The sequence below is a fragment of the Oryzihumus leptocrescens genome, assembly GCF_006716205.1.
GTDB lineage: Bacteria > Actinomycetota > Actinomycetes > Actinomycetales > Dermatophilaceae > Oryzihumus > Oryzihumus leptocrescens.
On the sequence record NZ_VFOQ01000001.1, the window covers coordinates 3,288,541 to 3,307,367 of the forward strand.

At 73.5% G+C, this 18,827-nt stretch carries 21 protein-coding genes; 6 read left to right on the forward strand and 15 right to left on the reverse strand.

Annotated features, from left to right (window positions below):
* Positions 1–16: 16 nt before the first annotated feature.
* Positions 17–766, reverse strand: a complete 750-nt coding sequence (locus FB474_RS15510; RefSeq protein ID WP_141789463.1) for an SDR family NAD(P)-dependent oxidoreductase — start codon at positions 764–766, stop codon at positions 17–19.
* A 39-nt stretch (positions 767–805) separates the two neighbouring features.
* Between FB474_RS15510 and menE the strand changes: the two genes are divergently transcribed.
* From menE to FB474_RS15525, 3 genes are read left to right on the forward strand one after another with little or no spacing between them, the layout of a single operon-like run.
* On the forward strand, positions 806–1,981 hold the full coding sequence (menE, locus tag FB474_RS15515; protein WP_141789464.1) for an o-succinylbenzoate--CoA ligase: 1,176 nt from the start codon (positions 806–808) through the stop codon (positions 1,979–1,981).
* Between the two features lie 43 nt (positions 1,982–2,024).
* A complete protein-coding gene (locus tag FB474_RS15520; RefSeq protein WP_141789465.1) occupies positions 2,025–2,291 on the forward strand; it encodes a PLD nuclease N-terminal domain-containing protein in 267 nt (88 codons plus the stop codon).
* Between the two features lie 41 nt (positions 2,292–2,332).
* Positions 2,333–3,205, forward strand: coding sequence for a 1,4-dihydroxy-2-naphthoate polyprenyltransferase (locus FB474_RS15525; RefSeq protein WP_141789466.1), 873 nt, complete (start codon positions 2,333–2,335; stop codon positions 3,203–3,205).
* A gap of 140 nt (positions 3,206–3,345) precedes the next feature.
* Here FB474_RS15525 and FB474_RS15530 read toward each other — a convergent pair whose 3' ends face one another.
* Genes FB474_RS15530 through FB474_RS15565 form a run of 8 tightly spaced genes read right to left on the reverse strand, consistent with a single transcriptional unit; the run spans position 3,346 to position 10,131 of the window.
* Positions 3,346–3,609: a DUF4229 domain-containing protein gene (locus tag FB474_RS15530; RefSeq protein WP_141789467.1), complete on the reverse strand. Its 264-nt coding sequence runs from the start codon at positions 3,607–3,609 to the stop codon at positions 3,346–3,348.
* Between the two features lie 3 nt (positions 3,610–3,612).
* The gene (gene ccsB / locus FB474_RS15535; RefSeq protein ID WP_141789468.1) at positions 3,613–4,587 is read right to left on the reverse strand and encodes a c-type cytochrome biogenesis protein CcsB; all 975 of its coding nucleotides are present in this window, start codon (positions 4,585–4,587) and stop codon (positions 3,613–3,615) included.
* Complete coding sequence (gene resB / locus FB474_RS15540; RefSeq protein ID WP_141789469.1) at positions 4,584–6,218, reverse strand: cytochrome c biogenesis protein ResB; 1,635 nt, start codon at positions 6,216–6,218, stop codon at positions 4,584–4,586. The genes ccsB and resB overlap by 4 nt, the downstream gene beginning before the upstream one ends.
* Positions 6,219–7,022, reverse strand: a complete 804-nt coding sequence (locus tag FB474_RS15545; RefSeq protein WP_141789470.1) for a cytochrome c biogenesis CcdA family protein — start codon at positions 7,020–7,022, stop codon at positions 6,219–6,221.
* Between the two features lie 11 nt (positions 7,023–7,033).
* Positions 7,034–7,621 carry a TlpA family protein disulfide reductase gene (locus FB474_RS15550; protein ID WP_141789471.1) on the reverse strand — a complete coding sequence of 196 codons (588 nt, stop codon included), beginning with the start codon at positions 7,619–7,621 and terminating at the stop codon, positions 7,034–7,036.
* Positions 7,618–8,280 carry a histidine phosphatase family protein gene (locus tag FB474_RS15555; protein WP_141789472.1) on the reverse strand — a complete coding sequence of 221 codons (663 nt, stop codon included), beginning with the start codon at positions 8,278–8,280 and terminating at the stop codon, positions 7,618–7,620. Before FB474_RS15555 ends, FB474_RS15550 begins: the two co-directional genes overlap by 4 nt.
* Positions 8,277–9,611 (reverse strand): glutamate-1-semialdehyde 2,1-aminomutase, encoded by a 1,335-nt coding sequence (gene hemL, locus FB474_RS15560; RefSeq protein ID WP_141789473.1) that lies wholly within the window; start codon positions 9,609–9,611, stop codon positions 8,277–8,279. Before hemL ends, FB474_RS15555 begins: the two co-directional genes overlap by 4 nt.
* 13 nt (positions 9,612–9,624) lie before the next feature.
* Positions 9,625–10,131 (reverse strand): MarR family winged helix-turn-helix transcriptional regulator, encoded by a 507-nt coding sequence (locus FB474_RS15565; protein ID WP_141789474.1) that lies wholly within the window; start codon positions 10,129–10,131, stop codon positions 9,625–9,627.
* Positions 10,132–10,265: 134 nt separating this feature from the next.
* Between FB474_RS15565 and FB474_RS15570 the strand changes: the two genes are divergently transcribed.
* Positions 10,266–10,814 (forward strand): YceI family protein, encoded by a 549-nt coding sequence (locus tag FB474_RS15570; protein WP_141789475.1) that lies wholly within the window; start codon positions 10,266–10,268, stop codon positions 10,812–10,814.
* A 69-nt stretch (positions 10,815–10,883) separates the two neighbouring features.
* On the opposite strand, the gene hemB is transcribed toward FB474_RS15570, so the two are convergent.
* From hemB to FB474_RS15600, 6 genes are all read right to left on the reverse strand, one after another.
* On the reverse strand, positions 10,884–11,858 hold the full coding sequence (gene hemB, locus FB474_RS15575) for a porphobilinogen synthase (protein WP_141789476.1): 975 nt from the start codon (positions 11,856–11,858) through the stop codon (positions 10,884–10,886).
* Entirely contained in the window at positions 11,858–13,531 is a 1,674-nt protein-coding gene (locus FB474_RS15580) for a bifunctional uroporphyrinogen-III C-methyltransferase/uroporphyrinogen-III synthase (protein WP_141789477.1), read from the reverse strand. The genes hemB and FB474_RS15580 overlap by 1 nt, the downstream gene beginning before the upstream one ends.
* Positions 13,528–14,577 carry a hydroxymethylbilane synthase gene (hemC, locus tag FB474_RS15585; protein WP_141789478.1) on the reverse strand — a complete coding sequence of 350 codons (1,050 nt, stop codon included), beginning with the start codon at positions 14,575–14,577 and terminating at the stop codon, positions 13,528–13,530. The genes FB474_RS15580 and hemC overlap by 4 nt, the downstream gene beginning before the upstream one ends.
* A complete protein-coding gene (locus tag FB474_RS15590) occupies positions 14,574–15,881 on the reverse strand; it encodes a glutamyl-tRNA reductase (RefSeq protein ID WP_141789479.1) in 1,308 nt (435 codons plus the stop codon). Before FB474_RS15590 ends, hemC begins: the two co-directional genes overlap by 4 nt.
* On the reverse strand, positions 15,878–16,561 hold the full coding sequence (locus FB474_RS15595) for a redox-sensing transcriptional repressor Rex (protein WP_141789480.1): 684 nt from the start codon (positions 16,559–16,561) through the stop codon (positions 15,878–15,880). Before FB474_RS15595 ends, FB474_RS15590 begins: the two co-directional genes overlap by 4 nt.
* A 154-nt stretch (positions 16,562–16,715) precedes the next feature.
* Positions 16,716–16,967: a glutaredoxin family protein gene (locus FB474_RS15600; protein WP_141789481.1), complete on the reverse strand. Its 252-nt coding sequence runs from the start codon at positions 16,965–16,967 to the stop codon at positions 16,716–16,718.
* A 54-nt stretch (positions 16,968–17,021) separates the two neighbouring features.
* Between FB474_RS15600 and FB474_RS15605 the strand changes: the two genes are divergently transcribed.
* Positions 17,022–17,876, forward strand: coding sequence for an HAD family hydrolase (locus FB474_RS15605; protein WP_141789482.1), 855 nt, complete (start codon positions 17,022–17,024; stop codon positions 17,874–17,876).
* 117 nt (positions 17,877–17,993) lie between these two features.
* Positions 17,994–18,761: a sigma-70 family RNA polymerase sigma factor gene (locus tag FB474_RS15610; RefSeq protein WP_185746192.1), complete on the forward strand. Its 768-nt coding sequence runs from the start codon at positions 17,994–17,996 to the stop codon at positions 18,759–18,761.
* Positions 18,762–18,827 lie beyond the last annotated feature (66 nt).

Sequence of the window (18,827 nt, forward strand, 5' to 3'; positions counted from 1 at the left end):
CGTATCCGCGGCCGGTTCAGTCCAGGACCCGGTGCACCTTGTGCTGGGCGGCCTGGGCGCGCGGGCGCACCACCATCCGGTCGATGTTGACGTGCGCCGGACGGGTGGCCACCCACGCGACGCAGTCGGCGATGTCGTCGGCGGTCAGCGGCTCGGCCACCCCGGCGTAGACCGCGTCGGCCTTGTCCTGGTCCCCACCGAAGCGCTTGAGGGCGAACTCGTCGGTGCGCACCATCCCCGGCGCGATCTCGCAGACCCGCACCGGCTGGTCGAACAGCTCGAGCCGCAGCGTGTCGACCACCGCGGTCGTGCCGTGCTTGGCCACGACGTAGCCACCCCCGCCCTCGTAGGCGACCTGACCGGCGGTCGAGCCCATGACCACGACCTGCCCACCGGCGGCCACCAGCGCCGGCAGCAGCGCCTGGACCACGGCCACCACGCCGATGACGTTGACCTCGTACATCGCCCGCCACGCGTCGAGGTCGGCCGAGGCCACCGGCTCCAGCCCGATCGCCCCGCCGGCGTTGGCCAGCAGCAGGTCGCACCGCTCCCCCACCGCCTCGGCCAGCGCGGCGACGTCGGCGGCAGAGGTCACGTCGCACACGACCGCGCGTCCGCCGATCTCCGCGGCGAGCGCCTCGACCCGGTCGGCCCGGCGCGCGGCGCACACCACCTCGAAGCCGTCGGCCGCGAGCCGGCGGGCCGAGGCCGCACCGATCCCGCTGCTCGCACCGGTCACCACTGCCAGGGGTCGCGACGTCGCCATGCCGGCGAGTATCGCAACCCCACGGCATACCCTCCTGAGGTGACCCGCGACCTCGCCACCCTGGCCGTCCCGCCGGGGGCCGACGCCCTGCGCGTCCTGCCCGACCTCGCCCGCGCCCTGGACGGCACCGGCCCGGCGCTGCTGCCGTTCGCCGCCGGGAGCAAGGCACCCGCGCTGCCGCCCGCCCCGGGGACCCCGGCCGACCTGGCCCTGGCCGTCGGCACGTCCGGGTCCACCGGCCGGCCCAAGCGCGCCCTGCTGACCACGTCCGCGCTGCAGGCCTCGGCGCGGGCCACACACGCCCGCCTCGGCGGCGACGGCCAGTGGCTGCTGGCCATGCCCGCGCACCACGTCGCCGGCCTGCAGGTGCTCGTTCGCTCGCTCGTCGCCGGCACCGCCCCGGTCGCCGTGGACACCAGCGACGGCTTCACCCCGGCGGCGTTCGTCGCGGCCACCGGCCGCCTCGACCCGGCCGCGCGCAGCTACACCGCCCTGGTGCCCACCCAGCTGGTCCGCCTGCTCCAGGACCCCGAGGGCCGAGAGGCCCTCGCCCGGTATGCCGCGGTCCTGCTGGGTGGCGCCGCCGCGCCGCCCAGCCTGCTCGCCCGGGCGGCCGACGCCGGCGTCACCGTCGCCACGACGTACGGCATGAGCGAGACCGCCGGGGGCTGCGTCTACGACGGGCTCCCCCTCGACGGCACGCGGTTCGACCTCGACGACGACGGCCGGATCAGTCTGGGCGGCCCGACCGTGGCCCACGGCTACCTCGCCGAGCCCGGGCTGGGCGCCGCCGCCTTCACCCGCGGCCCGGACGGCACCCGCTGGTTCCGCACCGACGACCTCGGGCACGTCGACGCCGACGGCGCGCTGCACGTGCAGGGGCGGGTCGACGACCTGGTCAACACCGGCGGGGTCAAGGTCGCGCCGCGCGTCGTGGAGGAGGCGCTGCTCGCCCACGTCGAGGGCGTCACCGAGGCCGTGGTGGTCGGCGTGCCCGACGAGGAGTGGGGCCAGGCCGTGGCCGCTGCCGTCGTCGTGGCCGACCCGGCCGACCCGCCCGCGCTGGCCGACGTGCGGGCCCGGCTGCACGGCATACTGCCCGGCCACGCGCTTCCGCGACGGCTGCTGGTGCTGCCCGCGATCCCCCTGCGCGGCCCCGGCAAGCCGGACCGGGCCGCACTGCGGACCCAGTTCGGGGACACCCCCACGCAGTGAGAGAATCGGTGACCACAGGACCGAGGCCGGGGAGGCGACGAGGATGACGCGCGTGCTGTTGCCGCTGCTGGGTCTCGCGCTGACGATCTACGCCGTCATCGACTGCATCCAGACCGACCAGGAGGCCCAGCGCAACCTGCCCAAGCTGGCCTGGGTCGTGCTGATCCTGCTCTTCCCGCCGATCGGGGCGATCGCGTGGTTCGTCGCCGGCCGCCCGCGCCGGGGCTACGGCGACCGCGGTCGCGGCCCGGGTCGCCCCGGCACCCCGCTCGGCCCTGACGACGACCCCGACTTCCTGCGCAACCTGTAGCGCCCGCCCGCCACCCTCCGTCGACAGAGAACGATCACCCCATGGCCACGTTGTCCCAGTGGGTCGAGGGCGCACGCCCCAAGACCCTGCCCGCCGCCGTCGCGCCCGTCCTCGTCGGCAGCGGTGCCGCCGCCGCCCTCGATCGCTTCAACGCCGCCGACGCGGTGCTCGCGCTGCTGGTCTCGCTGGCGCTGCAGGTGGGCGTCAACTACGCCAACGACTACTCCGACGGCATCCGCGGCACCGACGCCGAGCGGGTCGGGCCGGTGCGGCTGGTCGGGCAGCGGCTGGCCACGCCGGGCAACGTCAAGCTCGCGGCGATGGCCTCCTTCGCCGCGGCCGCCCTGTTCGGCCTGGCCCTGGTCGCGCTGAGCGAGGCGTGGGTGCTGCTGTGGGTCGGCGCCGCCGCGATCGTGGCCGCCTGGTACTACACCGGCGGCAAGCGCCCCTACGGCTACGCCGGCCTGGGCGAGGTGTTCGTCTTCGTCTTCTTCGGGCTGGTCGCCGTCCTCGGCACGACCTACACCCAGGCGCACCAGCTGTCCGCCGCAGCCTGGGCCGGCGCGGTGGGCGTCGGCGCGATCGCCGCGGCGATCCTGGTCGCCAACAACCTGCGCGACATCCCGGGCGACACCGTCGCCGGCAAGCGCACCCTCGCCGTGCGGCTCGGCGACCGCCGCACCCGCCTGCTCTACGTCGTGCTCCTCGTCATCGCGCTGGTCGCGGTCGGCTGGGCCGCGGTCTCCGGCTGGACCGCGCTGCTGGCGCTGGCCTCCTTCGCCCTCGCCGTGCCGCTGCTGCGCCGGGTGTGGGGCGGCGCCCAGGGTCGCGACCTCATCCCGGTGCTGGCCGGCACCGGCCGGTTCGAGCTGGTCTACGCCGCGCTGCTCGCGCTGGGACTGACGCTGTCCTGACCCGGCCGGCCACCCGGCATACCCCGCCTGGACTCGCCCCCCTCCCCCGACCGAACACCTCAAATCCGTCGTTTCGGGGCCTCCAGGGCCCGGAAACGACGGATTTGAGGTGTTCGGTGGTGAAGCGCGAAGCGCGGCGCTCAGGCGTGCGCGGCGCCGCCGTCCTCGTCGTCCTCGACCTGCTCGTCGCTGCGGCGCTCCGAGGCGCGCGCCTGGCGCTGCTCGACCCGCGCGGCGACCTTGCGGCTGAACTCCTCGCGCGGGCCGGCGAGGACGAAGAAGGACACGGCCATCGAGCCGAGCGCGGCCACGACGACGAGCCAGATCTCACGCAGCCCGATGAGGTAGCCCAGGCAGATGAAGCCCAGGAACATCAGCAGGCGCAGGACGGTGTAACGGGCCATCGATCACATTCCGGAGTAGGAGTGCTGGCCGACGAAGAACACGTTGACGACCATGTAGTTGACGAGGATGCAGCCGTAGCCGGCCAGGGCCAGGTAGGCGGCGCGGCGGGCGGACCAGCCGGTGGTGGCGCGGGCGTGCAGGTAGGCGGCGTAGACCACCCAGATCACGAAGGTCCACACCTCCTTGGGGTCCCAGTTCCAGTAGTGGCCCCAGGCCTGCTCGGCCCAGATCGCGCCGGCGATGAGGGTGAACGTCCACAGCGGGAAGGCCACGATGTGCAGGCCGTATGCCGTGCGGTCCAGCTGGCGGGCCGACGGCAGGGCCGTGTGCACCTTGGCCCGCATCCCGGTGAGCTGCTCGGCCGGCAGCGCCTCGAGCCAGCTCATGACCAGGTAGAGGATCGTCACGCTGAACGCGATGGTGAAGATCGCGACCGACAGCGTGGCGACGGTGACGTGGATGACCAGCCAGTACGACTTCAGCGACGGCAGCAGCTGGCTGGCCTGGGTGTAGAACACCGTGGTCGCCAGGCCGAGGGTCAGCAGCACCGGGCCGACGACGAACAGGCCCAGCCAGCGCAGGTCGCGACGGGTGGACAGGCCGAGGAAGACGACCATGACGAAGGAGCAGCCGACGAGGGAGAACTCGTACATGTTGCCCAGCGGCGGGCGCTCGACCGACAGCCCGCGCAGCGCGGTCGCGGCGACGAGCAGCGCGGCCCCCAGCCAGGACAGGGACATGCCGATGCCGGCGGCCTTGCGGCGCCGCGGCGCGGGCGCGACCCCGGCGGTGGCCTCGGTCGTCGCCGGCCCACCGGCCCCGGCCAGCTCCCGCGCCGGGGCGGCGACCTTGGGCGCCACGCCGGCGAGGTCGACGGCGAAGGAGATCATGGCGATGGTGAAGACCGCCATGGCCGAGTAGAGGCTCAGGTTCGAGTACGACGCGAGCGTCTCGTTCGTCAGGATCTCGTTGCTCATGCGGTGCGCCCTGTTCGTTCTGCGATGGAGGCGAGCAGGTCCTCGACGGCACCTGCGAGCCCGGCGTCCTCACCCTTGGCCAGGGCGCCGATGGTGACCACGGTACGTCCCGTGCCCGCAGGGTCCGAGGCCGACCCCCGCTGACCTGCGGTGATCTCCTGCACCCGGACGAAGACCCGCCGGCGGCGGATCATCAGCGAGGCGATCAGGCCGGCCAGGGCCAGCAGCGCACCCCACAGCGCGAACGGCTTGCCCGGGTCGTGGCGGATCGACAGGCCGGCGAAGCGCTGCACCCCGTCGAAGGTGATGCTGCCGCGGCCGCCGGGCAGCTGGTAGCTCTTGCCCGGCGTCAGCCAGATCCGCAGCGGGGTGCCCTTGCCGTCGGTCAGCTGGGTCATCTTCTCGGTGGAGAGGGTGTAGACCGACTGCGGCCGCCCACCGGGGTAGAGCTCGCCCTCGTAGACGCCGAGCGCCAGCGCGGGGTTCTTCAGGTCCGGGAAGGCCGAGGACGGCCCGAAGGTCTTGTCGATGTAGGCCGTCGGCAGGAAGAAGCCGAAGAAGCCGAGCTGCTTGGGGCTGGCCGCCGACACCTTGACCGCGCCGACCGACTTGTAGTTGTTGTCCTGGGTCAGGAACGGCGTGGCCTGGTGGTAGAGCACCTGGCCCTTGGCGTCGCGCACCGTGACCACCGGCGCGTAGCCGTTGCCGAGCAGGAACACCGACGCGCCGCCCATGGTCAGCGGGTGGTTGACCTTGAGCACCTGCTTCTGCGGCGCCGCGTCGGGGTTGTCGCGCGTCGTCGTGTATGCCGTGAAGTCGCGGGGTGCGCCGCGCTGCGCCCCCAGCGCCTTCTCCTCGAAGGTCACGTCGAGCTTGTCCACCGCCACGGAGAACGGCGTGAGGCTCTCGGCGTCCACCCACGGGCCGGGGTCGATGGTGTCGTAGGCCGAGATGGTGTTGGAGAACGTCTCCCCGACGGGGACGATGACGTCGCCGCGCCACCCGAAGAGGTGACCGACCGCGATACCGATGATCACGACGATCAGGGCAAGGTGGAAGACGAGGTTGCCCGTCTCGCGCAGGTAGCCGCTCTCGGCGCTGAGCGAGCCCTCGTCGTGGGCGTGCACCCGGAACCGCTTGCGGCGCAGCACCTCGCGGGCGGCGGCGAGCACGGCGGCCGGCTCGGCCTCGACGGTGACCTCGCCGTGCTCGGGCAGCCGCTCCAGGCGGCGCGGGGCGCGCGGCGGGACGGCGCGCATGGCGTGCCAGTGGATCCGCGAGCGGGGCACCACGCAGCCGACGAGGGAGACGAACAGCAGCAGGTAGATCGCCGCGAACCAGGGCGAGGAGTAGACGTCGAAGAAGCCGAGGCGGTCCAGCCACGGGCCGAGGCTGCGGTGCTGGGCCAGGTAGTCGGCGACCCGGCCGGCGTCGATGTTGCGCTGCGGCCAGATCGAGCCGGGGACGGCGGCGATGGCCAGCAGGAGCAGCAGGAACAGCGCGGTGCGCATGCTGGTCAGCTGCCGCCACGCCCAGCGCAGCATCCCGAGCGGGCCGAGGCGCGGCAGGGTGACCGCGGTGTCCTCGGTCTCGTCGGGGCGGGTGTCGAGGCGCTCGTCGGCGCGGCTCATCTAGAGCACCGTCCTGAAGTTGTCGACCAGACGGGTCTGGAGGGTGGTGGTCACGGTGTCCCACAGGCCGGTGACCAGCAGGACGCCGACCGCGAGCAGCAGCAGGCCGCCGGCGAGCTGGATGCCGCGGTGGTGGCGCTTGAGCCAGCCGGAGGCCCGCCCGGCGCGGCTGTAGCCGAGGGCGATGAGCAGGAACGGCACCCCGAGCCCGAGGCAGTAGGCCACGGCGAGGACGGTGCCGCGGGCCACCGCGTTGGCGTCGCCGCTGGTGGTGGCCAGGGTCATCACGGCGCCCAGGGTCGGGCCGGTGCACGGGGCCCAGCCCAACCCGAACACGACGCCCAGCAGCGGGGCGCCGAGCAGCCCGGCGCGGGGGCGCCAGCGCGGGGCGAAGGTGCGCTGGGTGCCAAGGCCTCCGACGCCGAGGAACACCAGCGCCATGAGGATCACCAGCACGCCGCCGACGCGCATGAGGGTGGTGCGGTACTCGACCAGCAGCGCCCCGACCGAGGCGAAGAACGCGGCGCCGGCCACGAACACGGCGCTGAAACCGAGGACGAACAGCAGCGCCCCGGTGAACAGGCGCCCCCGGCCCCGCTTGGCCAGGGCCACGTCGGACAGGCCGGTGACGTAGCCGAGGAAGCCGGGCACGAGCGGCAGCACGCACGGGGAGGCGAAGGAGACCAGGCCCGCCACGAGAGCGACCGCGATGGCGACCGGCAGCGCGCCGGTGGCCACGGTGGTGCCCGCGTCCGCGGTCACGGAGGCGACCACGCTCGCGTGCAGGGGGGCCAGGCCGGTCATGTCGGGCCCGCTCAGGCCTTCTCGGCGAGGACGTCGTCGACGAGGCCGGACAGGGTGGAGGTCTGCACCGGGCCGAGCACGCGCGCGGCGATCCGGCCACGGGTGTCCAGGACCAGCGTCGTCGGCACCGTCGGGGCCTTGCCGCGCAGGGCGAGCACCGGGGCGCCGCCGTCGTAGGCCAGGGAGGGGTAGGTGATGCCGCGCGAGCGCAGGAACGCCGCACCCGCGTCGGGGCCCTCCTTGAAGTCCAGGCCGAGGAACTGCACCGGCTTGTTGGCCTTCTCGTAGGAGCTCCAGGCCTGCTGCAGGTCACCGGCCTCTGAGACGCACGGCCCGCACCACGAGCCCCACACGTTGACCACGAGGACCTTGCCGCGGGCCTGGTCCATCGACCACGGCTTGCCGTCGACGTTGGTGCCCTTGAGGCGCACCGCGTCCTCGCGCTTGTCGAGCGCGATCCGCTCGACCGTGCCGTCGCCGGAGACGAAGCCCTTGCGGTCACCGGACTGGGCCTGCGCCGAGATGGAGTTGGGGTCGCTGCTGCACGCCGTCAGGCCGAGGGCCAGCGCGGCGGCCACCCCGAGTGCCACGAGCCTCACGCGCCCGCCTTCCTGGCCGCGTGGGCCAGCAGCGCACCCGCGGGCTCGCTGTAGGAGATCGACTCGAGCTGGTCCCCGAGGAAGCTCAGCGTCGTCAGCGAGGCCAGGGCGCACTGCCGCTTGCGCGGGTCGTGCCACAGGCGCTTGCCCTCGAGCTTGTTGCGCAGGGTCCAGACCGGCAGCTGGTGGGAGACGATGACCGCCTCGTGGCCCCGGGCCACGGCGCGCGCGTCGGTGACCGCGGCCACCATCCGGGCGGCGATCTCGGCGTAGGGCTCGCCCCAGGAGGGCCGGAACGGGTTGAGCAGCTTGGGCCAGTGCTCGGGGTGGCGCAGGGAGCCGTCGCCGACGCCGAAGGTGCGGCCCTCGAAGTGGTTGCCCGCCTCGATGACCCGGTCGTCGGTGTGGATGGCCAGCTCGTGGACGGCCGCGATCGGGGTGGCCGTCTCCTGGGCCCGGTCCAGCGAGGACGCGACCACGTGGGTCACGTCGTGGCCGGCGAGGTGGTCGGCCACCGCCTGGGCCATGTCCCGCCCGAGCTCGGACAGGTGGAAGTCGGGCAGCCGCCCGTAGAGCACGCCGGTGGGGTTGTGGACCTCACCGTGGCGCATCACGTGCACCACGGTGCGCACACCGGTGGAGGACATCTGCGGGGTCATGACCCGATTGTCGCAAACGACTCTGTGACGGCCCGGGCCGCCGCGGGCAGCGCGGAGACGACCTTGTCGACGGCCGCGTCGTCGTGGGCCGCGCTGACGAACCACGCCTCGAACGCGCTCGGCGGCAGGTGCACGCCCTGGCTGAGCATCGAGTGGAAGAAGGCCGAGAACGCCTGGGAGTTCTGGGCTTTGGCGTCGTCGTAGTTGTGCACGGCCTCCTCGCGGAAGAACACCGAGAACATGCTCCCGGCCCACTGCACGACGTGCGGTATGCCGTGCCGCGACAGCTCCTGCGTGGTCGCCGTGGCTATGGCAGAACTCACGTCGGCCAGGCGCTGGTAGACCTCGGGCGTGCAGCCCCGGAGGGTGGCCAGGCCGGCGGCGGTGGCCACGGGGTTACCCGACAGGGTGCCCGCCTGGTAGACGGGGCCGAGCGGCGCCAGCATCGCCATGACGTCGGCGCGACCGCCGAACGCGGCCGCGGGGAACCCGCCGCCCATGACCTTGCCGAAGGTGAACAGGTCCGGCGCGCCACCGTCATACGGGCCCTCGACGCCGTACCAGCCGGCCGCACTGCACCGGAAGCCGGTCATGACCTCGTCGGAGATGAGCAGGGCACCGTGCTCGCGGGTGACCCGGCGCATGGCCTCGGTGAAGCCGGGCAGCGGCGGGACGACGCCCATGTTGCCGGCGGCCGCCTCGGTGATGACGGCGGCGATCTCGGCGCCGTGCTCGGCGAACGCGGCCTCGAGCGCCTCGACGTCGTTGTACGGCAGCACGATCGTCTCGCCTGCGCTGGAGGCGGGCACGCCCGCGGAGTCCGGCAGGGCGAACGTGGCGACACCGCTGCCGGCGGAGGCCAGCAGCGCGTCGACGTGGCCGTGGTAGCAGCCGGCGAACTTCACGACCTTGGACCGGCCGGTGAAGCCACGGGCCAGGCGGATCGCGCTCATGGTCGCCTCGGTGCCGCTGCTGACCAGGCGCACCTGCTCGACCGGCTCGACCCGGGCGACGATCTCCTCGGCCAGGGCCACCTCGTTCTCGCTCGGCGTGCCGAAGCTGAACCCCCTGGTCGCCGCCTCCTGCACCGCCGCCATCACGCCCGGGTGGGCGTGGCCGAGGATCATCGGCCCCCAGGAGCAGACCAGGTCGACGTACTCCCGTCCGTCGACGTCCCGCAGCCACGGCCCCTGCGCGCTCGCCATGAACCGCGGGGTGCCACCCACGGCACGGAACGCGCGAACCGGGCTGTTCACGCCGCCGGGCGTGACGCGGGCCGCGCGCTCGAGCAGGGCCTGGGACTCAGGGGCCTCGAAGGGGTATGCCGTCATGCCCCCGATTGTCTCAGGCCGGCAGGACCCCCTCGGCCACCTCCTCGCACGCCCCCGTGGCCTCGATGCCGTCGGCGATGGCGGCCATTGCCGCGCCCATCGCGAGCAGCTGGGCGCGCGTGAGGTGGTCGGTCAGCGCAGCCCGCACGCTGGCGACGTGCAGCGGCGCGATGGCCTCCACCGCGGCATACCCCTCGTCGGTGAGGACGAGCTCGACGCCGCGGCGGTCGCCCTCGCACGGCTCGCGGCGCACGAAGCCCCGCTTCTCCAGCCGGGAGGCGGTGTGCGTGAGCCGGCTGCGCGACTGGACCACCAGCGTGGCGATCTCGGACATGCGCAGCCGCCGGCGCGGGTTCTCGCTGAGCATCGACATGATCTCGTACTCGCTCAGCTGCACCCCGTGCGCGAGCAGGTCACGGTCGAGGGCCACCTCGAGGAGCCGGCTCGCGCGCAGGTAGGAGCGCCATGCCTGCTGCTCCTCCTCGTCGAGCCAGCGCGGTGCGGTCAGGTCAGTGCTCATGGAATGTAGTTTACCGTTCAGTGGTTGAAGATTAAACTTAATCGGCGTACAGTCGACAACAGGACGCCACAGGCAGACCTTCCACAACCCGCCTGGGACGTGACTCCACCCGCAATCACCCAAGGAGTATCTCGATGACCACCTTCTCCGACCTCACCCCCGGCACCTGGGACGTTGACGCCTCGCACAGCGAGCTGGGCTTCGTGGCCCGTCACCTGATGGTCACCAAGGTCCGCGGCCAGTTCAAGGACTTCCGGGCAACCGTCACCGTCGGCGAGCAGCTCGAGGACTCCTCGGTCGAGGCCACCGTCCAGCTCGCGTCGGTCGAGACCGGCAGCCCCGACCGTGACGGCCACCTGCGCTCGGCCGACTTCTTCGACACCGACAACAACCCGGAGATGACCTTCCGCAGCACCAAGGTCACCCCCGACACCCTCGAGGGCGACCTGACCATCAAGGGCGTCACCCAGCACGTCGTCTTCGACCTCAGCTTCAACGGCGTGGCCAAGGACCCGTGGGGCGGCACCCGCGCCGGCTTCGAGGCCTCCGCGGAGATCAACCGCAAGGACTTCGGCCTGACCTGGAACGCCGCGATCGAGGGCGGCGGCGTCCTCGTCAGCGACAAGGTCAAGATCAACCTCGACATCCAGCTCGTGGCCGCCCAGGTCCCGGCGACCGTCTGACCTCCCCGCCACACGACGAAGGGCCGCACCCACTCCTCCGGGTGCGGCCCTTCGTCATGCCGTGGCGGCTCAGCGCAGCGCGCGAGCGGCCTCGACGGCGTAGTAGGTGAGGATGTTCTGCGCGCCGGCCCGGTGGATCGCGGTGAGCGACTCCATCATCACCCGCTCGCGGTCGATCATCCCGGCCGCGGCGGCGGCCTCGATCATGGCGTACTCCCCGGAGACCTGGTAGGCGCTGACCGGCACCTCCGACTCGGCCGCGACGGCCGAGACGATGTCCAGGTAGGGCAGCGCGGGCTTGACCATGACCATGTCCGCGCCCTCGGCGATGTCCAGGCGCACCTCGCGAAGCGCCTCCACGGCGTTGCCCGGGTCCTGCTGGTATGCCGTCCGGTCGCCCTCCAGGGCCGACTCCACCGCGTCGCGGAACGGGCCGAAGAAACCCGAGGCGTACTTGGCGGCGTAGGCCAGCAGGATCGTGTCGGTGTGTCCGGCCTCGTCGAGGGCGGCCCGGACGTGGCCGACCTGGCCGTCCATCATCCCGGACAGGCCCAGCACGTGCGCCCCGGCCTCGACCTGGGCCAGGCCCATCGCCGCGTAGCGCTCCAGCGTCGCGTCGTTGTCCACCCGGCCGGCGGCGTCGAGGACCCCGCAGTGGCCGTGGTCGGTGAACTCGTCCAGGCACAGGTCGGCCATGACGACGGTGTCGTCGCCGACGGCGTCCCTCAGCCGGCGGAGGCCGACGTTGAGGATGCCCTCGGGGTCGTCGGCGCCGGAGCCGACCGCGTCCCGGGTGGACGGCACGCCGAAGAGCATCAGCCCGCCGACGCCGGCCTCGACCGCCTCGACGGCAGCCTTCTCCAGCGAGTCCAGGGAGTGCTGGACCACGCCCGGCATCGACCGGATCGGCAGCGGCTCGGCCGCCCCCTCCCGCACGAACATCGGCAGGATGAGGTCGGCCGGGTGCAGCCGCGTCTCCGACACGAGCCGGCGCACGGCCGGGCTCTGCCGCAGCCGGCGAGGACGCTGGGCGGGGAAGCCCATCACTTGGCCTTGCGTCGCGAGGAGGCCTTCCGGGCGCTGGGGCGCACGACCGGCTCGCCGGCCTCGGTGGCGGCCAGGGCCAGGCCCAGGCCGTACTCGGCCAGCGCGTCGACGAGGGACTCGGCCGACGCCTCGGCCGCGAGGACGTCGACCCGCAGGCCGTGCTCCTCGGCGGTCTTGGCCGTGGCCGGGCCGATGCAGGCGACGACGGTCGCGGCGTGCGGCTTGCCGGCGATGCCGACGAGGTTGCGCACCGTGGAGCTGGAGGTGAACACGACCGCGTCGAACTTGCCGGTCTTGATCGCCTCGCGCACCGGCGCCGCCGGCGGGGCGGCACGCACGGTCCGGTAGGCCGTCACGTCGTCGACCTCCCAGCCCATCTCCTCCAGGCCGGCGACCAGCGTGTCCGTGGCGATGTCGGCACGGGGCAGGAAGACGCGGTTGATCGGGTCGAGGACCTCGTCGAACGGCGGCCATTCGGCCAGCAGGCCCTGGGCCGACTGCTCACCGGAGGGCACCAGGTCGGGCTGCAGGCCCCACTCGCGCAGCGCCGCGGCGGTGACCCCGCCGACGGCGGCGATCTTCAGCCCGGCGAACGCACGGGCGTCGAGGCCGAACTCGGCGAACTTCTCCTTGACCGCGCGCACCGCGTTGACGGAGGTGAAGCCGATCCACTCGTAGCGGCCGGTGACCAGGCCCTTGATCGCGCGCTCCATCTGCTGCGGGGTCCGCGGTGGCTCGACGCTGATCGTCGGGACCACGTCGCTGGTCGCGCCGTAGGAGGCGAGCCGGTCGGTCATCGGGCCGGCCTGGTCCTTGGTGCGCGGCACGAGGATGTTCCAGCCGAACAGCGGCTTGGTCTCGAACCACGACAGCTGCTCGCGCAGGGCGACCGTGGCGCCGACGACGGCGAGGGTCGGGAACTCGACCTTGGCCGACTTCATCGTCGCGGCGACCGAGCCCAGCGTCGTGGTGTGCGTGCGCTGGGTGATCGTGGTGCCGCGCTCGGTCAGGGCGACCGGCGTCTCCGGGTCACGGCCGGCGGCCAGCAGGTCGGCCAGGCTCCGGGCCAGGGACTCCGGCGTGCCGAGCACGACCACGGTGACGTCCGTGCCGGTGGAGCGGGCCCAGTCGACCTTGGTGTTGTCGCCCGAGACGACGTGCAGCGTCGGCGACGACGCGGACGTCAGCGGCACCCCGGCATACGTGGGCACGGCGCTGACGGCGCTGACACCCGGGACGACCTCGAAGCCGATGCCGGCCTTGCGGCAGGCCAGGGCCTCCTCGGCCAGGCCGTTGAAGGTGGCCGGGTCGCCGTCCATGAGGCGCACGACGAGGCCGGCGTGACCGCCCGCGGCGCCGGCGGACTTGGCCGCCTTGACCACGAGCTTGGCGCGGGAGGCGTGGGTCAGCGGCTGGCCGTGCTCGCCGTGGCCGGCGTCGACGACCTCCACGCCCTCGCGGACGAACGGTGCGATGAAGTCCTCGCGGGCCACCTGGTCGATCACGACGACGTCGGCGGCGGCGAGGTACTCGGCGGCACGCTGCGTCAGCAGGCCGGGGTCGCCGGGACCGGCACCGACGAACGCGACCCGGCCCAGGGGCTTGCTGGTGCGGCTGGTCGTGGTGGCGGTCGTCTGGCTGTTGCTGGGGGTTGAGCGCGTGGGGCTCACAGGGCACGCTCCGGAGCGGTCGGGTCTGGGCGGTCGGCGGGGTCGTGGGGGCGGTTGGCCACGCGCTGGGGGTCGTGGCCTCCCGCCCTGTCTGGGTCGGGTGGTCGGTCCTCAGTGACGGCCGGCCCCAGGCCGACCGTGACGATGTGTCGGGCTCCGTCCTCGAGCAGGACGGCAGCGAGCTCGCGGCCGAGACGCTCGGCCTCGGGCACCGGGCCGGTGACCGAGCGGCGCAGCTCGCCCGCTCCGTCCTCGCTGCCCACGAAGGCTCGCACGGACAGCTCGGCGCCGTCCATTCCCTCGACGACCTCGGCGAGGGCGCCGATCGGCGCGGTGCAGCCGGCCTCGAGCGCCGCGAGCAGGGCACGCTCGGCGGTGACCGAGGCCCGGGTGTCGGCGTCGTCGAGGGAGCGCACGGCCGCGGTGGCCAGCGGGTCGTCGCTGCGCACCTCGACGGCGAGGGCGCCCTGCCCGGGGGCGGGCAGCATCTGCAGCGGGTCGAGCAGCTCGGTCACCTCGTCGAGGCGGCCGAGGCGGGCCAGGCCGGCGGCGGCGAGGACCACCGCGTCGACCTTGCCGTCGTGCACGAGGCGAAGGCGGGTGTCGACGTTGCCGCGGATGGCGCGGACGTCCAGGCCGAGGCCCAGGGCCGCGATCTGGGCGGCTCGGCGGGGGGACCCGGTGCCGACCACGGCGCCGGCCGGCAGCTCGCCGAGCGTGAGGCCGTCGCGGGCGACCAACGCGTCGCGGGGGTCCTCCCGACGCGTCACCGCGGCGACGGTCAGGCCCGGCTCGGGGGCGACGGGCAGGTCCTTGAGCGAGTGCACGGCCAGGTCGACCTCACCGGCCAGCAGCGCCTGGCGGATGGCCGCGGCGAAGACGCCGGTGCCACCGATCGCCGACAGCGGCTGGGTGGAGGTGTCGCCGAACGTGGTGATCTCGACCAGCTCGACCTCGTGGCCGAGGGCGCGCAGCTGGTCGGCGACCCACCCGGACTGGGTGGTCGCGAGGGCCGAGCGGCGGGTGCCCAGGCGCAGGCGGGTCACGCCAGACCACTCCCCTCGGGCGGCACGGAGACGGCCGCGACGTCGTGCGGGTCGAGGTCGAACAGCTCGCGCAGGGCCTGGGCGTAGTCGCCGCCCTGGCCCTCGCCGGCCAGCTCCTTGACCCGCACCGTCGGCGTGTGGAGCAGCTTCTCGACGACGCGGTGCACCGCCAGCTGGACCTCGCCGCGGGTGGTCTCGTCCAGCTGGGGCAGCCGCTGCTCGAGGCGGGACAGCTCGGCGGCCACGACGTCGGCGGCGCGGGAGCGCAGGGCGGCGACGGTGGGCGCCACGGCCTGGGCGCGGCGGCCGGTGAGGTAGGCGGCGACCTCGGCGGTGACGAGGTCCTGGACCTGCTGCAGCTGCGGGCTGACCTGGCCCGGGGCGAGGTCGGCGCCGAGCTCTTCGAGCCCGACGACGTCCACGGTCTCGACCTCGGCGGCACGCGGGTCGACGTCGCGCGGCAGCGCGAGGTCGACGAGCACTTGCGCGCGACCGGCCCGGTCGACGGCGGCGCGGCCGACCATGTCCGCGGTGAGCACATGGCCCACGGCGCCGGTGCACGAGATGACCAGGTCTGCCTCGCGCAGCGCCTGCTGCAGGTCCTCGAACGGCAGGGACCGCCCGCCGGTGGTGGTGGCCAGCCGCTGGGCCTTGCTGCGGGTGCGGTTGATGACCACGAGGTCACCGGCGCCGCCGCGGGCGACCGTCGTCGCCGCGAGGCTGCTCATCGAGCCGGCACCGACGACGAGGACCCGCGTCTGCTCCAGCGGCCCGAGGGCGCGCGCCGCCCGGGCCAGCCCGGCCTCGACCAGGGACACGCTGACGGTGTCCAGCTCGGTCTCGGAGTGGGCCCGCTTGCCGACCCGCAGCGCCTGCTGGAACAGCGAGGCGAGGGTGCCGCCGGCCTGGCCGTCGGCCTGGGCGGTGCGCAGGGCCTCGCGCAGCTGGCCGAGGATCTGGCCCTCGCCGACCGCCATCGAGTCCAGCCCGCAGGCGACCGTGAAAGCGTGGGCGATGGCCCGGTCCTCGTAGTGGACGTAGAGGTGCTCGCGCAGGTCGCCCAGCGGCACGCCCGAGCTGGCGGCGAGCGCCTCGCCGATCTCGTTGACCGCACCGTGGAAGGTCGCGGCCTCGGCGTAGACCTCGAGCCGGTTGCAGGTGGAGACCACGACGGCCTCGTGCACGCTCTCCCCGGCCCGGACGGTGCGGGCCAGCGCGGCCACGCCCTCGGCGTCGAGGGAGACCGACTCCAGCACGGGGATGGGGGCCGTGCGGTGCGACAGGCCCAGGACGACGACGCTCACCGGACCACCTCGCGCAGCGGGGTGCGGCGGGCGGCGAGGGCCTTGCGCTGCTCGTGGAAGGCGAGGATCTGCAGCTCCATGGACAGGTCGACCTTGCGCACGTCGACGCCGTGGGGCACCGAGAGCACGCAGGGGGCGAAGTTGAGGATCGAGCGCACCCCCGCGGCGACGAGGCGGTCACAGACCCCCTGGGCGGAGGCGGCCGGGGTGGCGATGACGCCGATGGCGATGCCGTCCACCTCCGCGACCCGCTCGAGGTCGTCCATCGGGCGGACGGCCACCCCGGCGATGTGCTGGCCGACGATGTCGGGGTCGTGGTCCAGCAGCGCGACCACGCGGAAGCCGCGGGTGACGAAGCCGGAGTAGTTGGCCAGGGCGTGCCCGAGGTTGCCCAGCCCGACGATGGCCACGGGCCAGTCCTGGGTCAGGCCGAGCTCGCGGGAGATCTCGTAGGCGAGCAGGTCGACCTCGTAGCCGACCCCGCGCACGCCGTACGAGCCGAGGTGGGAGAGGTCCTTGCGCAGCTTGGCCGAGCGCACCCCGGCCGCCGTCGCGAGCTCCTCGGAGGAGACGGAGGTGATTCCTCGCTCGGCGAGGTCCGTCAGGGCACGCAGGTACTCCGGTAGCCGGGCAACTGTCGCGTCGGGGATTCCTCGACGGGCTGCGGGGTCGGCGGTCACTGTCGCACCGGCTCCTTCCGTACAGGTCCGGACGTCACAGGCCGGACTGGAGCGCGTGGGTTCACCTCAGGGTAGGTCTTTGTGAACACACGCACAAAGTCGCGAACCGACCCCGCCGTCTGGTAGGTGAGGGATGTCACCGACAATGCGAGGTTCAGCCCCCGAGCGCGGCGCGCAGGCGCCGCTCATCGACCCTCCAGTAGTCGTGCTGGCGGCCGTCCACGAGCGTGACCGGGATCTGCTCGGCGTACTCCGCCAGGAGCTTCTCGTCCTCGAGCACCGACCACTCCTGCCAGCCGACGCCGAGGTCGTCGGCGACCCGCGAGATGACCTCGCGGGCGTCGTCGCACAGGTGGCAGCCGGGCTTGCCGATCAGGGTGATGCGCGGTGCGGGGGTGGCAGGCACCTCACCACTGTATGCCGCGCGGCCGCCCCCTCCGGCCCGGTCTAGGCTGGTGCCATGGAGCTGCCGGCGGGGCCCGACGAGCACGAGACCGTCGCCGCTGCTGTCCACCTGCCGGACGGCCTCGACCACGCCCTGGCGGTGCCGGTGGACCCGACCGCCGCCGCGTTCTTCGACCTCGACAACACGCTGCTGCGTGGCGCGAGCGTCTTCCACCTCGCCAAGGGCCTCTACCGGCGCAAGTTCTTCGGCGCCCGCGACATCGTCGCGATGCTGTGGAAGCAGGCGTGGTTCCTCGCCGTCGGGGAGAACCTCGACCACGTCGCCAAGATCCGCGAGCAGGGCCTGGGCTACGTCGCCGGCCACTCGGTCTCCGAGCTGACCGAGATCGGCGAGGAGATCTACGACGAGGTGATGGGCGAGAAGATCTGGCCCGGCACGCACGCCCTGGCGCAGATGCACCTCGACTCCGGGCAGCGGGTCTGGCTGGTCACGGCCACGCCGATCGAGGTCGCCGAGGTCATCGCCCGGCGGCTCGGCCTGTCCGGCGCGCTCGGCACGGTGGCGGAGACCGAGGACGGCCTCTACACCGGTCGCCTCGAGGGCGAGCCGCTGCACGGCGAGGCCAAGGCGGTGGCCGTGCGCGCCCTGGCGGACCAGGAGGGGCTGGACCTGTCCCGCTGCTCGGCCTACTCCGACTCGGCCAACGACATCCCGCTGCTGTCGCTGGTGGGCCACCCCAACGCGATCAACCCCGACGCACGGCTGCTCGAGCACGCCCGGGCCAACGGCTGGCAGGTGCGCGACTACCGCACCAAGCGCAAGGCGGCCAAGCTCGGCCTCCAGGCGGCGGGGGCCACCGCCCTGGCCGGGGCCCTCGCAGCCGCCTCGGCCCGCCGGCTGCGCCGCTGAGGCCATCCCGAGGCGGGTTTCACGCCGGACCCCCCTGACATTTCGGGCGACTTTGGGGAGACTGTGCGCCGAGGAGGTTGCCCCATCGTGAGCCGGAGGATGCAGGGTCGCGCGAGCATGCCCGCGCGCCGGGGCCGCGCCCACGCGGCGCGGTGGGTTGCGCCTGCCCCGGTGCCGGCCGGCATACCGGTCCTGCCCGACCACGGGCTGGGCGACGCCACGCGGTCGTTCCTGGACAGCCTCCGCGTCCTGCTCGCCGCTGCCGCTGCCGCCGCCGGTGGCGGTGCGCCCGGTGGGGGCGGCACCGCGCTGCAGCAGCCCGGCGGCATCCCCGAGGACATGGACCGGGTGGCAGCCCTGGTCGAGCTGGCCCAGGGCGGCGACGCCGAGGCGTTCGGCCTGCTCTACGAGCGCTACGTCGACCTGGTCTACCGCTACATCTACGTGCGCGTGGGCTCGCGGCACCTGGCCGAGGACCTCACCTCCGAGACGTTCGTGCGCGCGCTGCGCCGGATCGACTCCTTCTCCTGGCAGGGACGGGACATCGCGGCGTGGTTCGTGACCATCGCCCGCAACCTCATCACCGACCACGCCAAGTCGGCGCGGTTCCGCCTCGAGGTCAGCACCGCCGACATGCTCGACGCCGACCGTCGGGTCGACGCACCCGAGACCGAGGTGCTCCAGCACCTGCGCGACACCCGCCTGCTCGAGGCCGTCCGCGACCTCAAGCCGGAGCAGGCCGAGTGCGTCGTCCTGCGCTTCCTGCAGGGCCTGTCCCTGGCCGAGACGGCCGCCGTGATCGGCAAGTCCGAGGGGGCCGTGAAGCAGCTGCAGCTGCGGGCCGTCCGCGCCCTGCACCGGGCCCTGGACGGGGAGGTGCTCTGAGCGATGAGCGCGAACCTTCGCCTGCGTAACTTCCGGCCGGATGCGTCGTTCTCAGGACGAACCACA

What these genes read in the sequence shown, in the direction of transcription:
- FB474_RS15510 (WP_141789463.1), bottom strand. Translation starts at nt 766, where the DNA reads ATGGCGACGTCGCGACCCCTGGCAGTGGTGACCGGTGCGAGCAGCGGG.
- FB474_RS15520 (WP_141789465.1), top strand. Translation starts at nt 2,025, where the DNA reads ATGACGCGCGTGCTGTTGCCGCTGCTGGGTCTCGCGCTGACGATCTAC.
- FB474_RS15525 (WP_141789466.1), top strand. Translation starts at nt 2,333, where the DNA reads ATGGCCACGTTGTCCCAGTGGGTCGAGGGCGCACGCCCCAAGACCCTG.
- FB474_RS15530 (WP_141789467.1), bottom strand. Translation starts at nt 3,609, where the DNA reads ATGGCCCGTTACACCGTCCTGCGCCTGCTGATGTTCCTGGGCTTCATC.
- ccsB (WP_141789468.1), bottom strand. Translation starts at nt 4,587, where the DNA reads ATGAGCAACGAGATCCTGACGAACGAGACGCTCGCGTCGTACTCGAAC.
- resB (WP_141789469.1), bottom strand. Translation starts at nt 6,218, where the DNA reads ATGAGCCGCGCCGACGAGCGCCTCGACACCCGCCCCGACGAGACCGAG.
- FB474_RS15545 (WP_141789470.1), bottom strand. Translation starts at nt 7,022, where the DNA reads ATGACCGGCCTGGCCCCCCTGCACGCGAGCGTGGTCGCCTCCGTGACC.
- FB474_RS15555 (WP_141789472.1), bottom strand. Translation starts at nt 8,280, where the DNA reads ATGACCCCGCAGATGTCCTCCACCGGTGTGCGCACCGTGGTGCACGTG.
- hemL (WP_141789473.1), bottom strand. Translation starts at nt 9,611, where the DNA reads ATGACGGCATACCCCTTCGAGGCCCCTGAGTCCCAGGCCCTGCTCGAG.
- FB474_RS15565 (WP_141789474.1), bottom strand. Translation starts at nt 10,131, where the DNA reads ATGAGCACTGACCTGACCGCACCGCGCTGGCTCGACGAGGAGGAGCAG.
- FB474_RS15570 (WP_141789475.1), top strand. Translation starts at nt 10,266, where the DNA reads ATGACCACCTTCTCCGACCTCACCCCCGGCACCTGGGACGTTGACGCC.
- hemB (WP_141789476.1), bottom strand. Translation starts at nt 11,858, where the DNA reads ATGGGCTTCCCCGCCCAGCGTCCTCGCCGGCTGCGGCAGAGCCCGGCC.
- FB474_RS15605 (WP_141789482.1), top strand. Translation starts at nt 17,022, where the DNA reads ATGGAGCTGCCGGCGGGGCCCGACGAGCACGAGACCGTCGCCGCTGCT.
- FB474_RS15610 (WP_185746192.1), top strand. Translation starts at nt 17,994, where the DNA reads ATGCCCGCGCGCCGGGGCCGCGCCCACGCGGCGCGGTGGGTTGCGCCT.